Raw genomic sequence first — 14000 nt, forward strand, 5'->3', positions numbered from 1 at the left:
TTTGAGAAACCACGTACAAACACCTTTCTACCGAATCCGGTATTCCGCGTCAGTGTACCCTTTGTCGTTAAACTCCTGTTTCGGTGGCGACCACCCGCCATGCTTGGCCGATAGATCCTCATCCATACTTGATTTTTGCGAAACTGTCGAGAAATTAAGCGATATTGACGTTGAAGATGTTTTGTCAAAGCCCCGCGTCGCTACATGGAATGAGGTCTAAACCCAGACAGGCTGGCCGGTTTCAAACATTGCGACGGAGTGTGGCCCGGGCGGGCATATTAGTGGAAAACCGAGGGGACCGAAACAGCAAAATTGAGGCGAAAGTGTTAGGGTTTGTAGAGTCTGCTTTAGCTTTTGGTCAACGAGCAGGTCGCCTCTGATCTGAAGGCGGCCTGCTAGAGGTAGGAGGAGCGGTTACTCGTTGAAGTAATCCTTCATTTCCTCGTCGATTTCCTGACGCAGGCTCATCAGCTTCAGGGCGTAGTCGCGCAGCTTGACGTCTTTCTTGGTTTTCGGCTCCCACGTTGGCACTTTCACCGGTTTGCCGTCGCGATCAATGGCGACGAAGATCATGATGCAATGCGTGGCTTTTTTACGTTCCTGTTCAATAGGATCGCGGCAATAAACGTCGATGGCGAGGTGCAGACTGCTCTGACCGGTGTAAATTACTTTGGCCTGCACTTCCACCAACATGCCGATATGGATAGGGCAAATAAAGCGGATACCGCCCACATAAGCGGTCACGCAATAGCGTCCGCTCCATCCGGCTGCACAGGCGTAGCCGGCGAGGTCGATCCATTTCATCACCACACCGCCGTGCACTTTGCCACCAAAGTTGACGTCAGTGGGCTCCGCGAGAAACTGCAGCGTCAGTTGTCGTTTATCCGTCGTTTGCGATGACATGGCTTTACCCTTGTTAACTGCTCAAAAACGTCAGGCAATGCTCTAAGTATCAACGTAGTAGTCGCCTGATTAAATAATAGCTGTCGAAGCACTATAAAGCCCGCTAACTGTCCGGATAATTAGACATATGATCTAAGCATTAACCCTGTCGGACTAAAGGTTAAGTGAGCTGGGACAGGGTCAGAGATGGCAGGGATAGCGGAGGTAGCAAAGAGCGAATAATGAGAAGAAAGAAAAACGGCGCATCAAGCAATGCGCCGTCAGAAATTACTTGTACTGCTCCATTTCCGCCAGAGTTTCTGGGGAGTATTGGATATGGAAGTGTTCTAGGAAGTCTTTGATATAGGAAAGTAGAAGATCGTTATAGTTATCTATCATGTTTCCATTGGGTAATGAGAACCCGCCAAAGCTGAACCCCAAAGTGAGAGCGTGCTTGTTGCTCAATGGCGTCGCCAGCCAGAATGGGTGTGGCTTTACGCTTGGGTGCCCAGTCTGGCCATAGCGCCATAGAGAGTTGTTTAATTCAAAGCTATTGAAGTCGGATTTGCTTTTGGGGTAAACCCACATGTGCTCAGGGCTGGGCTCAATCTCATACAGGGCCAGCTCTTCCAGTTTGTCCTTATCAAGAGGCGCGAAGTCATCTCTAAATAAGTTAACCAGCCATTGATCAAAAGCAGCAGGGGAGAGTAATGAGTCTCCTGGTTCCTTATCAAGCGACACTTCAGATAACTTTAAATGAAAGTTGAGTGTGCCGGCATTAAACGGACTTCCCACAAGTTTATAGAACCAGCCGTGTTCTACTAGGATGAGAAATTTGAGACTGCCTTTAGCCCCTCCTGACGTATAAATTTCAGGGTCCGTTGTGTCTATTTCTGAGGGAGCTAAAATAGACGGGGACTTCAGCTCATTCGAAGGTAGACGAAGCGTAATCAGGCTGTCAGCTAAGCTAAAGCTTACTAAAGGACAGCTGTTATAGTCAGGCCCAAATATCTGTGATTTATTCAGCACTACATCATCCTATTGAGTGGCGTTGCGGAGCTATTTGTATAGCTCCATTTCCGCCAAGGTTTCCGGAGTGTATTGGATGTGGAAGTGTTCGAAGAACTCTTGGATAAGGCGTTCTAACAGAGTGTCTACGCCTTCAGGGGAACCAATTTGCTCATCAAGAAATCCAGTTAGATTAATTCCGACATTGATAAGATGGTCTTTGGTTATGGCGTTGCTAAACCAGTAAGTCAACCGAGGCATACTGGGATGACCATCCTTGTATCTTATCCAGTTATTGCCATTTACATTGTAAGAATGAAGATCCTCTTCCTGTTTAGGATAGATCCAAAGTTGCTCGTCCAGGTTTGGATCCCCTTGTTTGATTAGCTCATCATTATTGTCCCTGAATAATGAATCACTAAAACTTAATATAATATTATTTAGATTGGATGGGTTTAAAAGGGAGTTTATTTTGTTCTGAACGATAGGGACTTTCCATAGAGTGACGGCGACCATTATGGTCCCAGCATTATATGGAAGGTCTTTGAATATATAGTTCCACGAATAATTTAACAAATTTCTTGATAATATGCCTAGATTAGCTTTTTCTTGATAGGTGTCGGGAGCATATATGTCAAGATTGCTTGGCGCTTGAATAGGCGTGTAAGTGCTTTCATGCGGGGGAACCCGCATGAGCAAATGTGTGTCTGATAAATTGAAAGTGACAAGAGGTGACTTTGAATAATCTGTAGATAAGACGGCATTTTTTATCACCACGATGATGTCCCTCTTGTGCGGTTAATTATATCCATGAATGTAGCTATCATCGGTGTGTTCATCATAGCCATCGCATTGCTAATGTTTTTTCCTGTATGGCTAGCTTGGTCTAATAATCCTTTTATAGATTGATTGTAGTTCTTCTTGTTTAGTGCGCCAATAATCCTTAATGTTTCTGCATTCCTGTTGCCTGCTCTAGATATAGAGGCCATTGACGCCCGAGCGCCAGTGCGGTTGATTTTTACTGGTGTATCATGGAGTTTTGCATCCATGGTGTTAAGGTTGCGTAATAATGGCGTTAGATCCATTGAGGGGTCAACAAACTGAAAGGACTGTTTATATAGTTTATATTGTTTGCTATACGGCATTTTTGCAACGGCTTTGTCAAGAAGCTTGGCTCCGTCGCCTTCAATTACCCAGTTTAGAGTTTCCTCTGATCCTGTATTCTTCTCAAGATATCTTTGAGTGTTAACAAGAATTTCGGCAAGCTCTTTGGCTGCGTCTTCAATTCTAAACGTTTTTTGAGTTGGGGTTATCCACACGCCTAGTTCATTGTGTAGGTAGGTGGGAATATAAAACAGATCAAAGCTGGCTTTTCCACCAAATTGTGTCTGTTCTATGTGCTCATTTGATAAGTGATCTGCCGCAGCTTGTACGCTAGAGTGGTGGCCATTAATTGCAGCTTGCCTTGACCCTATGAAATCTTTATTGCTTTTTACAATTCTTGAAAACGGTCGTCCAGAATCAAAATGTACGTTGTGTAGACCGGTTGGTGAACTATCATTTGAAAATGCAGGCCTAATATTTGTTATATAAACGCCAGCTTTTGACTTACTATCTTTACCTACTTGAAATATTTTATAACAGACCTGAACGTTCTTGATTAGCGTCATGTGCTCAAAAGCGCTTTTTAAGTTATTACTGCTAGATAAGCCGCCCGCTAAGCTTCTTAACTGGATAATCCCTCTGATTATCGCCTGTCCGTCTGCGCCACTGGTATTAACCAGAGAAAGAAAAATAGGAACTAGCCCTGTGTTGATGTAGATTTTTCTTCCAGTGACGCCACGTGTATCAGAAGAGAATAGGATGAATGCGCCATCATCGCCTTGGTTGAAGGTTGATCTGTTTGGTAAATAGCTACCAGGAGCTATTGGAAGGTTGGTGAAGGTCTCAGACATCTGCAAACATTCCTGTTAAGTATCAATAAAAACAAAAGATTAACAAGATGATGAGACAGCCGTGGGGGGATTGCAGTGGTAGCTCTTGGCTGTGCAGATTCGGCGCCTCATCCCTAAGGAAAATTGGATGAAATTTTATTCGATTTACCGATTTTTGAAATTGGGCATGGGGGTTAGGCTATATGGATTAATTCTTGGTCAGCTTGTTTTTATGGTCGCGTTAACGAAAGTCGCTATGAGTGGAGCTGGCTAGTATCATGGCGCTTTTGTATGGCCAAGGGGCACGGAAGTGGACGACCGCGTGTTGAGCGATTCAACTGACCTGTACATCAAGCACCTTTCAGAACGAAAGATTCCCGGGTTTCCGGGGGTATGCTTTCAATGTGAGTTTTCCGTGGATCGCTATTCAGATGACATGGTGAGTCATCTTCTTGGGACGGATTTGCCTGATTCAATGGATCGGGCGGTGGCGAAACGCAGAGCCGAGTTTGTTGCGGGGCGCTATGTGGCGCGGCGTGCGTTGATGGCGTTAGGGGCGACTGATCTTTCTGTCGGAATTGGCGAGAACCGCGCGCCTGTTTGGCCTGAGTCATTCACCGGATCAATCAGTCATGCGCAGGACATGGCTATTTGCGCCGTGGCTGATGGTGATCGGGTAAAAAGCGTCGGCATTGATGTGGAGAATATGCTCAGCGAAAAAGTGGCTGCGGATATTGTTGGATCTATTCTCACCGATGCGGAGCATGGGTTTGTCGGTAGTGCTGAACGCCCTGATCCTAAGGCGCTGACTTTGATTTTTTCGGCCAAAGAAAGTTTATTCAAAGCGCTCTATGTAGAAGTTGGTTATTACTTTGGATTTGAAGCGGCGAAGATGCTCACTATTGATTGGCGGTCGGGTATGTTTCGCTTGGAATTACTACAGACGCTCACTGATGCGCTGCCTTCCGGTAGTCAGTTTGAGGGACGCTTCGAGATTGATGCGCAGCGTGCTTTGACTGTTATCGTACGAGGCCATGGGTGAATTTTCAGCTTATTCCGGCAAAGGAATAAATTCATCTTCATCTCCTGGAACCTTCGGAAAACGTCCGTTTTTCCAGTCCTGTTTAGCCTGTTCAATACGCTCTTTGCGGCTGGAAACGAAGTTCCAGTCGATGAAGCGTTTATTGAAAGATTCGCCGCCGATAAGAACAAGGCGAGTGTCCTGAGTCGCTTCCAGGGTGACGTCGGGTTCGTTAGAGAAGAACGCCATGGCGTATTGTGGAAGCAGGTTGTCCCTGGCTTTCAGTTCACCCTGCGCCACATACACGGCGCGTTCTTCCGTCTGCGGTAGTGTGAAGGTTTGTCCCGGTTGCAGGTGGGCCTCCAGATATAAAGTTTCTGCAAATACTTTTACTGGGGAGGCCACGCCGCATGCGCTTCCCATCATTACCCGCACGTTGACGCCGTCCACGGTGAGCTGCGGAATACTTGCGCTGGGATAATGGTAAAAAGCCGGCTCGGTTTCCTCTTGGTCTTCGGGCAGCGCCAGCCAAAGTTGCAGCCCATGTATGCTATGATCCTTGTTGCGAATTTCCGCTCTTTCACGCTCTGAATGGACGATGCCTCGGCCTGCGACCATGAGATTTATATCTCCGGGCTGGATTGGCTGAACGCTTCCCAGAGAGTCCCGGTGCAGTATCTCGCCGTCAAACAGATAGGTCACAGTCGCAATGCCAATATGGGGGTGTGGGCGGACGTTAATGCCGTCTCCTGCGGAGAAATTGGCTGGCCCCATATGATCGAAGAACACCCATGGCCCCACCATTTTGCGTTTGGCGGTAGGCAATGTCCTGCGCACCGAAAAGCCACCGAGATCTTTTTCCCTGGGCTCGATAATCAACTGAATAGCGCCGCAACAGTCTTTGACGTCACATTCATATTCGTTCTGTCTGGTCAGATTGCTCATCGCGCCTCCTGGGCGTCTTTTCACCTTGGCTATGCGGATTGGACTCTATTCAGAATAGTTACTTTCGCGCCCTGCCGCCCGGGCGTTTAAGCTTTGCTCTGCTTATAGGCCTGATACGTCTTCTGGGCGGGCAGGGCTTTGAGCGTCTCCCAGGCCGCCACGGCGTCCGCGCGTGTGGCGCCGGTGTTCACCGGGTCCGCCAGGAAGTCTGTGATGAAATTGTTGAATCGCGTGGAGGGAATGCGCGGCAGTTTTCCGGGCGTGGTCATTAACTCGAATAGCTTATCCACCAGATCCTGATAAGTGATGCGCTGGTCTGCGCCGATTTGCGCCTTGCGCCAGTCATTCAGCCAATACCACTGACCGGATTTGTCTTTCAGTTGCGGGGCGCGCTTGGCGATTTCCTCACGCAAAAACGCTTTGGTGGCTTTGTCGCTGACATAGTTAACCACGAAGGAGTTCGCCGCCAATTTATCGCGAGCGCCGCTGGTCTGCCGATTAGCGACGTTCTTTGGCAGTTCGCCCTGAGCGACGCCGAACAAATGAGATTTAATATGCTGCTCAATTTCGTTCTTGCGTAACGAACCGGTTTTGATCCCCAGAGATTGGGCGAACTCTTTTAATTCCGTGGCGTAGAAATACCCGTTCTCGAATTCTTCCTGTGATATGCCTTTATGAAGTGTGGTCAAAACGGCTCCTTGTTTTATTCGGAGGAAAGATGAAAGGAGCGTTAATAGTCGTTAAATCAATGGATTAGTGTCAAGTCGCCAGACAAGAGGAGCTTGTAGGTCAAGCTCCTCCAGATAAGGGGAAGGTTAGATTTTCGCGGATTTATAAATATTCCCCTTCATCCCAAACAGGTAGAAGGCGTCGTCTTTGACGAGGGGGTCTGCGTAGATGAGTTCGTCCTGGGCGAAGTCGACGTTTTCCCGGACTTCGCCGCTTTCCATGTTGATGATGAGGACGCCGCCGGTGCGTTTGGCGTAGATGATTTCCTTGTCGTTATAGAACTGTAGTGAGGAGTAAGAACCTTTTTTGATGTCAGACTCGATTTCCCACTCAAGTTTGTTGTTGATGGCGTTCCAGGCGTACAGATTGCCGTAGTAGTCATTGAAGTAGATGGTGTCGTTTTTAACGATAGGTTTGCCCACGACGGGATAGTTGATGACGAGGGAGTGGGCTCTTTCTCCAGATTGGGTGAAGCAGGAAAGACCGCCGACATGGGTGTCGATATGAATTTCACCCTGGATAAAACAGACCTCATCCTGTACTCGCACAGGGCCATACCAGGCGGATAGAGGCAGCTCTTTCTTCCAGACTACAGAACCGTCTTTCAGGTTCAGCTTGTAGGCGAAGGGTCTGTTGATGCTGAATCCTTCCCTGGGGATGCCGCTGCCGATATAGACAAATTCGCCATGCACCAGTGCGAAGCCATCCATATGGCCGCCTTTGAACTGCCAGATTTTCTCCATCGTGTCTGGATTGATGGCGTAAAGGCCATCTTCTCCTGCGGTTTGCAGCAGGTAATCCTGGCCATCGGCGTTGGCGAATACAGGGAATATCTCTGTGTGTCCATTGGTCTTGAAGTGGCCGGTGACCTGCTTTTTCTCCGGATCGAATTTATACACGCCCATTCCATGCGACTGATGCAGGCCTTCCCCAAAATACAGGTAATCTTTATAGAGGGTCGGGCTGGGCGAGAGAAACTTGCCGAAGAACAGCTTGTTTTTGATCGTGCCTGTATCAGCGTCGGCGACGTACAAGTAGCCCTCATTGGTGCCGAAGAAAAGCTCGCCGTTCACGATGGTTCCTCGGGCGAAAACGCCCTCGTCCTCAAGGGACTGTTTCCAGAGCGCACGGTCGCCCTGCTTGGCTTTCTGATGATAGCTGGTGTCCGAGTTGGCGAACTTCTGCACCGCCTGCGGAACTGGGCCGTTCTTCACGTAATCAACGCCAACATAGCCGGCGTATATGGCCAGATTCAGCGCGCCGGCGGCGAACAGCACTTTCGGCTTGAGCAGCAGCTCCAGCAGCTTTTTGGGGCCTTCGGCTTTCAGCTTCACGCCGAACATCCCTGCGATGAAGGTGGCGACGACGCTGAGGGCGGTTCCCAAAAAGGCCAGGGGCAATAATACCGTTGGAACTATAGCGTATTGATAACCTTCGTTGAGGGTATTAGATGATGCGGATAGTTCCATCATTTCCGTCAAGCCAAACATTCTCTCCTCCTTTAAATTTGTTATGGCAATTGATGATTCCACTCACAGCAGGAATTCCCATTTCTCTCGCAACAATGGCGCAGTGCGACAGCACGCCGCCTTTTGAAACAATAATGCCCTTGGCTTTGGTGAAGATTGGCGTCCAGCCTGGATCAGTGGATTCCGCCACGACAATCGGGTTCGCCGGCCATTTGATGTTTTTCCATTTGTTCGGATCGTTGATGACCAGCACTTCTCCTTTAACCAGCCCTGGAGAGATGCCTTCGCCCTTCAGGTTGTCGTTCTGTGGCTGCCGGTTATTCAGGACATTCTCGATCTCCTGAATAGAGGTGACGGCGGAAAAATTGAAATGCTTGAACAGTTTGGATTTGAGTTTGCGTTCTTCTATGCGCGTAGCATACGCCGCTTTATCGAAGTGAATGATTTCTTCCGCATCCAGCCAGAAAATATCATTGGAAGGCAATTCATAGCGTTTGCCGAATTCCAGCAGGATATAGCGGAAATGGGCGAAGGGTTTGAGGATCGCCATTTTCCATTTTTCTCGCAGCTCCAGCAGGTCTTTCAGAAGTTGCCACTCTTCCAGAACCAGTGTCTTCTTGAAGGTTTTAAACTGGTTTATTTCTTCTTCGACATCGATAAAGGTGTGATTGTTTTTGCCTTTCTCATAATCCTCCACGCTAAGATCGTAAAAGGCGTCTTCGCCCAGTTCGATCCAGCGTCTGGATATCAGGTCCAGCTCGCCAGGGCCACGATGACCGTATTTCTCCAGAAACATGCCCCTCAACTCGGGCTTGGCGCAGGCCTTTTTGAAATAGCGGCCCATTTCAAAGGTTTCGGTTCTAATGCCGTTGCCGGTCCATTGTCGTATCAACTCCGCCGCTTTCTGGTCGTTGAAGATGTTCGCCAGCAGAGAGTGCAGGGTTTGAATCGTGGTTTCTGTCAGGGAAATCAGAATGTAGGGCCAGACCAGAGTATCCCGGGTGAAAACGATCATTTCTTTCAGCAGGCGGCCTTTCAGATCGTCGTCGCTCCAGGACTGGTAGTAGCTCAGGTCGTTAGGCCTGTCCATGACGGTGGAAAAACTGATCAGATCCTTGCTGGCGAGATTGATGAACTCTTTCCTGTGAGTGTTCACGCTCAGACCCGCCGACACCATTTTGAACACGGTTTTGGGAGTGTAGAGAATGGTCTTCAGGTTGATCTTGGAGACATGGAACTTCAGATGAGGCCTGGGCAGCGGCTCGATGGAATAAGGCATAGGCCCAAAATAGAGCGGCGCCAGTCGCGTGAGGTTGACGTAATTCTTGCCGAAGACGTTATCCAGAATCGACTCGCCTTCTTTCATGTCGCGAAAGCCCAGATAGCCGATCTTCTGCAGCGCCTTGTCGAAGGCGGCGTTTTTCTTGAACGAGTCGCTCCAAAGCTCGCTGGAGAAAATGCTGGGGTTAATCGAAAGCTCGGCGAAGGTTTGCCCGTCCCAGGTGGTGTCTTTGCTGTAGTGGGTTTTCAGGCGCTCCAGTTCTTCCAGACCGAATTTTTTGATCTGTGAAATGGAGTTTTTTGCGGTGATGGGGCGCGCTTGCAGCAGGTAGACGACGCCCTTGTCGTCAATCGCCCACTCGATATCGAAATCCTGATGATATTTAGCTTCCAGCTGCCGGGAAACGTTGACGATTTCCTCGACCTGCTCTGGTTTGATATCGTCGCTGCCGCTGTTTTCATGAATCTGCCTGGGCGTCTTTTTGCCGGAGACAAGGTCTTCTCCCACGCCGTTGATATATTCCAGCAGCCAGCCTTTGTCTTCATCTCTGGGATCTTTGGTGAAGAAAACCCCAGCGTATTTGGCGTCGATCATTTGCTGGATCACGACATTCATGGGGACGGCTTTGGCGGAGCCGAGGAAGTGTTTGCGATAAGTGGTGGAGGACTCTTTGAGAATGGAGTCGAAGCAGTTGTTAATGGCGGTGACCAGATCTTCCTGGTTTCTGATAAATAGAAACGTGGAGTTTTGCCCGGCGAAGCTGTGTTCTTTGGAATCCTCTCCGGTTGCGGAGCTGCGTACGGCGACGCAAAACTGATCTCCCAGTGTTTGGTAAATGGTTGCAAGTTCTTCCTGGCTGGGTTTGGCGTCCAAGATAAAACCTTCGGGCACGCGTATTCCCATTTGCGTCATCATCGCCAGCATATAAGCCTTGCCGCCTACCTCTGTTTTTTCTTCTGGTAGTGACGAAAAAGAATAAATCACAATAACTCCCTTTAATTGCAAAATATATTTTATGTAAATTTTGACGGGCTATAACATACCATGGCTATTTTTAACTTCATCCGTATTAAATGCGGATTATTTTATTTTTTAATATTTAAATGTTGATTATGTGGCTAATAGGGTGGCAATAAATATTCATACATTGAATATGCATTTGTTGTTAGTAATAAATAGTTTTTATGGGCCAAGAGTATTAAATGGCTAATTATTCGCGGGAGGCGTATGTGCGTTTCTCATTGTTATTGTTTTCCTTGTTTGTATAAGCCGGAAAGGTAGCACTGGCATCTTTTAAGCGCTGTGATTTGGATCATTTTTGCGGGAGAGGGAGCAAAACTGCGCAGCTTGAAACCCGCTGACGCCTCTGTTCAGCGATAACATAAAGCCCTCCCTGCTGACAGTTTCGAATGAAGTGGCGGTCTGTCTCAAACGGAAAAATTTCTACGTAAAAAACACGAACCTCTTAAGCATCACTTAAGTTTCCATCGTTAGTCTGGTTCCCCAAGAGAGTTATGGCCTGCAAGTCGCAACAAAACCTGTTCACCTTTGAGTGACCTTCTTGCCGCAGATTTGGGCGATAGCCTGTGAGAGTAAAAATAAGTTGTTAAAAGAGGAATGGATGATGCCTACAGGTGATCAGATACTGGCGAGAAGAATTGTGGACGCGGCAATGCGCAATAAGGACACGATTGATCCGATTATTAGCCGCGCGTCTTTGTCCTGTAGTGGCCAGTTGGTTGGGTTGGAGTATTGTTTAAAGTCAATCGAATCGATATTGAGTAAATTTTCGCGTTCGACTTCTGGTAGAAAGACGGTTAACGATGCCTTGCGTTACACGGTTCTGCTTCCAAGAATGGAGTACGTACAGAAATTCGAAAGCTTTATCACCTTTGTGGAGGGCTACGGTATCTATGAAAAGCGTCGCAGAAACGGATGGGCGGTTGAAGATGCTGCGCGCGGAGGATATAGAGGTATAAACTCTGTCTTTGAAATGCAGGATCATAATCCTAGAGCTGTTTCAAATAAGTTTCAGTTTGAGGTGCAGTTCCACACCTGGGATTCGTTCCAGGCGGTTAAGAATATGCACGGCATTTACGACGATATTCGTGAACTGGATAGATATGATGACGAGAGAGCGAGGGGCGAAGTCAGAGCTGTGCATACTTTCGCCTTTGTTAAGTGTCCTCCAGAGGCTAATTTATTGCCATCAATCGATTGGCGTGGGCGATACGTGCATCCTTTTGATTGGTTCGAGTTTGATCGTCGATGGAAAATGGCGTGATCAGGGAGAAGATGGGCTGGCTGCACAGACGCATCCATAGTTTTTCTGTCTGGCATTTGTGCTTGACCTCAAGTTGACTTGAGCTTGTATGCTGTCTCCACACATTCGAAGGAGCAACGCGTAGTCTTGCTGGATATCGGCGCGATGTTCCTTTATCGGCTACAAGAGGAATCATTATGGATGCAAATTTCTGGCATGAGAGATGGGCGGAAAACAATACACCCTTCCACCAAAGCGAAGCTAATCCACTGTTGGTCGCTCACTTTGACAGGCTTGATTTAGACGAGGGTAGTCGTGTTTTTGTGCCGCTATGCGGCAAAACCCTGGATATTGCCTGGCTGCTCTCAAAGGGCCATCCTGTGGTCGGATGTGAGCTGAGCGAAATGGCCATCGAGCAGCTCTTCGAGGAACTGGGCGTGACGCCTGCAATATCAGAAATCGCCGCTGGCAAACGCTACAGCGTAGAGAACCTGGATATCATCGTCGGCGACTTTTTCGAACTAACCGCTGAAGCACTGGGGCATGTTGACGCCATCTACGATCGCGCCGCCCTGGTGGCGCTACCAAAGCCAATGCGGGATCGCTACGCCAAACACCTTATGGCGCTCACCAATAACGCCCCCCAACTCATGCTCTGCTATCAGTACGATCAAAACCAAATGGAAGGCCCTCCATTTTCAATTAGCGCTGAAGAAGTCAAACACCACTACGCCGAAAGCTATGCGTTAACCGCGCTTGCAACGGTTGGGGTGGAAGGCGGCTTGAGAGAGTTGACTGAAGTGACCGAGACGGTTTGGTTGTTGAAGAGTAAGTAAGCGGCTTATGAAGGCAGTGATACGCCGGGATTTCCTGGCGCTAGCTGCTCAGTTTGCACCTCAATCTCGTCACTAATAATAGATTCGTATCCTTGTCATTATTTTCCTTAACCTCCTCAGTTTTCGGTGATGAATTAAATTGCAGAATTAATTGAGGTAGAGTGACGCCGTTTAGTAAACGGACGTAATAATCAGGAATTGAAAATGGCGCATCTTTCGCGTTCAGTCGTCTCATTTAGAGTCTTCGGTGATGATCTAATACCGGAGGAAATTACGAATATTTTGGGGTGTGAGCCCACACATGGTCAGACGAAAGGTGACGTTATTATCGCCAAGAAAACTGGACATAAAAGAACCGCTAGCACCGGCCTGTGGCGTATACGCGCTATAAGTAGAGAGCCTGGGAATATTGACGATCAGGTGCGTGAAATTTTCGATCAACTAACCTCTGATCCCGATGTGTGGAAAGTGCTTTCGGAACGATATTCAATGGATTTGTTTTGCGGCTTGTTTATGGATGTCGACAATGAGGGCCTTTTAATATCACCGCATACGTTGCGTCTATTGGGCTCCAGAGGAATCAGTTTGGATTTTGATATTTATGGCCCGGATTAAGTTGGTCCTGAAAACTATATCGAGGCGACTGATTTAGGGTTTATGGCTGATGGGGCTGTGCATTCCTTGAGTGCTAACATCGCTATCCCTCTCATACACAATGGATGCGTAATAATGGCTAAGCCAGAGAACCCTAAGAAGTTCTGTGAAAAATACATTGTAGATCGAGCTGAATAGCTACCCCATAGCCGGGTCCACACTCATGCATACTACAATTGGCTCGGTGGGCTGATTAACTTTACTGATATCAATAGTATCAGCGACCTGATCAAAATTTTGAAAATGATCAGGCTTCGGCTTGAGCGGGGGCATTTGCCGCCAGGAACCGTCAATATTTAAGTCTGAAGGGATAAACGATGACTCTATATGCAATTTATGCTGATCAGAAAAAATACCAGTATGTCGGTTTTGACTATAAGCAAATTATTAGCGAGTTTGGCGATAGCAAAGATACCCGCTTCGACGCGAATAGATCTCATCGATCCTATAAAGACATCTGGAAAAATCCAATTGGCATATATTTCGGCAGTGACAAGAAGGGGCTGCTAATCCCTGATATATCAGAGCATCAGGGACGTCTGTTTTTGTCAGAAAAAGCATACGATGTTTTAAAGGATATCATTGACCAGGATGGCGAGTTTTTGCCTGTTGTTTATGACGGAAGCAAGGGCTTTATGTTTAACACACTACGTCTGGCTGAAGATCTTGAAGCGCTAGACGAAACTCAGTGTGAGCAGGACGAATACGATGATGTAATGAGCATTGGCTTCCACGAGGGAAAGCTACAAAATGTATCAATATTTAGAGCGAAGTTTGACCGCTTTTATGTTGCATACTGTACGCAGGAAGTGAAGGATGCGATTGAAAAGGCGGGCTTAAAAGGGCTTTTGTTCTATTCGGATTTGCGGCGTCCTTGGCAAGCGGACGTTAATTTGTAGTAGCCTCAAGCCTGAGCGGTTTTTTTAGTAGAGAAGCTCATCCCAGAAAGGTCATAAGCCATGAGTTTGCTTACACTT

General features: G+C 47.7%; 13 protein-coding genes. 5 read left to right on the forward strand and 8 right to left on the reverse strand.

The window, feature by feature from the left end; translation table 11 throughout:
- Window positions 1–414 precede the first annotated feature (414 nt).
- From ONV78_RS20510 to ONV78_RS20525, 4 genes are all read right to left on the reverse strand, one after another.
- A complete protein-coding gene (locus ONV78_RS20510) occupies window positions 415–903 on the reverse strand; it encodes an acyl-CoA thioesterase (protein ID WP_127973136.1) in 489 nt (162 codons plus the stop codon).
- Between the two features lie 267 nt (window positions 904–1170).
- On the reverse strand, window positions 1171–1911 hold the full coding sequence (locus tag ONV78_RS20515) for a hypothetical protein (RefSeq protein WP_279505961.1): 741 nt from the start codon (window positions 1909–1911) through the stop codon (window positions 1171–1173).
- Window positions 1912–1941: 30 nt separating this feature from the next.
- A complete protein-coding gene (locus ONV78_RS20520; protein ID WP_279505962.1) occupies window positions 1942–2667 on the reverse strand; it encodes a hypothetical protein in 726 nt (241 codons plus the stop codon).
- On the reverse strand, window positions 2661–3845 hold the full coding sequence (locus ONV78_RS20525; protein ID WP_279505964.1) for a hypothetical protein: 1185 nt from the start codon (window positions 3843–3845) through the stop codon (window positions 2661–2663). The genes ONV78_RS20520 and ONV78_RS20525 overlap by 7 nt, the downstream gene beginning before the upstream one ends.
- Before the next feature lie 289 nt (window positions 3846–4134).
- Here ONV78_RS20525 and ONV78_RS20530 point away from each other — a divergent pair, with 289 nt between their 5' ends.
- Window positions 4135–4866, forward strand: coding sequence for a 4'-phosphopantetheinyl transferase superfamily protein (locus ONV78_RS20530; RefSeq protein ID WP_279505966.1), 732 nt, complete (start codon window positions 4135–4137; stop codon window positions 4864–4866).
- A gap of 9 nt (window positions 4867–4875) precedes the next feature.
- On the opposite strand, the gene ONV78_RS20535 is transcribed toward ONV78_RS20530, so the two are convergent.
- The 4 genes from ONV78_RS20535 to ONV78_RS20550 all read right to left on the reverse strand — a co-directional run bounded on the left by ONV78_RS20535 (window position 4876) and on the right by ONV78_RS20550 (window position 10254).
- Window positions 4876–5790 (reverse strand): pirin family protein, encoded by a 915-nt coding sequence (locus ONV78_RS20535; protein WP_279505967.1) that lies wholly within the window; start codon window positions 5788–5790, stop codon window positions 4876–4878.
- 86 nt (window positions 5791–5876) lie between these two features.
- Entirely contained in the window at window positions 5877–6479 is a 603-nt protein-coding gene (locus tag ONV78_RS20540) for a hypothetical protein (protein WP_279505969.1), read from the reverse strand.
- A 126-nt stretch (window positions 6480–6605) separates the two neighbouring features.
- Entirely contained in the window at window positions 6606–8009 is a 1404-nt protein-coding gene (locus tag ONV78_RS20545; RefSeq protein ID WP_279505971.1) for a PQQ-binding-like beta-propeller repeat protein, read from the reverse strand.
- On the reverse strand, window positions 7966–10254 hold the full coding sequence (locus tag ONV78_RS20550) for a PEP/pyruvate-binding domain-containing protein (RefSeq protein WP_279505972.1): 2289 nt from the start codon (window positions 10252–10254) through the stop codon (window positions 7966–7968). The genes ONV78_RS20545 and ONV78_RS20550 overlap by 44 nt, the downstream gene beginning before the upstream one ends.
- A gap of 577 nt (window positions 10255–10831) precedes the next feature.
- On the opposite strand from ONV78_RS20550, the gene ONV78_RS20555 reads away from it, so the two are divergent.
- The 4 genes from ONV78_RS20555 (at window position 10832) to ONV78_RS20570 (ending at window position 13922) form a co-directional block, all read left to right on the forward strand.
- Complete coding sequence (locus tag ONV78_RS20555) at window positions 10832–11554, forward strand: hypothetical protein (RefSeq protein WP_279505975.1); 723 nt, start codon at window positions 10832–10834, stop codon at window positions 11552–11554.
- Window positions 11555–11730: 176 nt separating this feature from the next.
- On the forward strand, window positions 11731–12369 hold the full coding sequence (gene tmpT, locus ONV78_RS20560; RefSeq protein ID WP_279505978.1) for a thiopurine S-methyltransferase: 639 nt from the start codon (window positions 11731–11733) through the stop codon (window positions 12367–12369).
- A 204-nt stretch (window positions 12370–12573) separates the two neighbouring features.
- Entirely contained in the window at window positions 12574–12984 is a 411-nt protein-coding gene (locus ONV78_RS20565) for a DUF4279 domain-containing protein (protein ID WP_279505979.1), read from the forward strand.
- A gap of 356 nt (window positions 12985–13340) precedes the next feature.
- Window positions 13341–13922 carry a DUF1629 domain-containing protein gene (locus tag ONV78_RS20570; RefSeq protein ID WP_279505981.1) on the forward strand — a complete coding sequence of 194 codons (582 nt, stop codon included), beginning with the start codon at window positions 13341–13343 and terminating at the stop codon, window positions 13920–13922.
- Window positions 13923–14000: the final 78 nt, after the last annotated feature.

It is taken from the genome of Hahella sp. CR1 (assembly GCF_029813005.1).
Lineage (GTDB): Bacteria > Pseudomonadota > Gammaproteobacteria > Pseudomonadales > Oleiphilaceae > Hahella.

Excerpts from the sequence above, each read along its gene's own strand:
- ONV78_RS20510 (WP_127973136.1), bottom strand. The coding sequence starts at position 903 with ATGTCATCGCAAACGACGGATAAACGACAACTGACGCTGCAGTTTCTC.
- ONV78_RS20525 (WP_279505964.1), bottom strand. The coding sequence starts at position 3,845 with ATGTCTGAGACCTTCACCAACCTTCCAATAGCTCCTGGTAGCTATTTA.
- ONV78_RS20535 (WP_279505967.1), bottom strand. The coding sequence starts at position 5,790 with ATGAGCAATCTGACCAGACAGAACGAATATGAATGTGACGTCAAAGAC.
- ONV78_RS20545 (WP_279505971.1), bottom strand. The coding sequence starts at position 8,009 with ATGTTTGGCTTGACGGAAATGATGGAACTATCCGCATCATCTAATACC.
- tmpT (WP_279505978.1), top strand. The coding sequence starts at position 11,731 with ATGGATGCAAATTTCTGGCATGAGAGATGGGCGGAAAACAATACACCC.
- ONV78_RS20565 (WP_279505979.1), top strand. The coding sequence starts at position 12,574 with ATGGCGCATCTTTCGCGTTCAGTCGTCTCATTTAGAGTCTTCGGTGAT.
- ONV78_RS20570 (WP_279505981.1), top strand. The coding sequence starts at position 13,341 with ATGACTCTATATGCAATTTATGCTGATCAGAAAAAATACCAGTATGTC.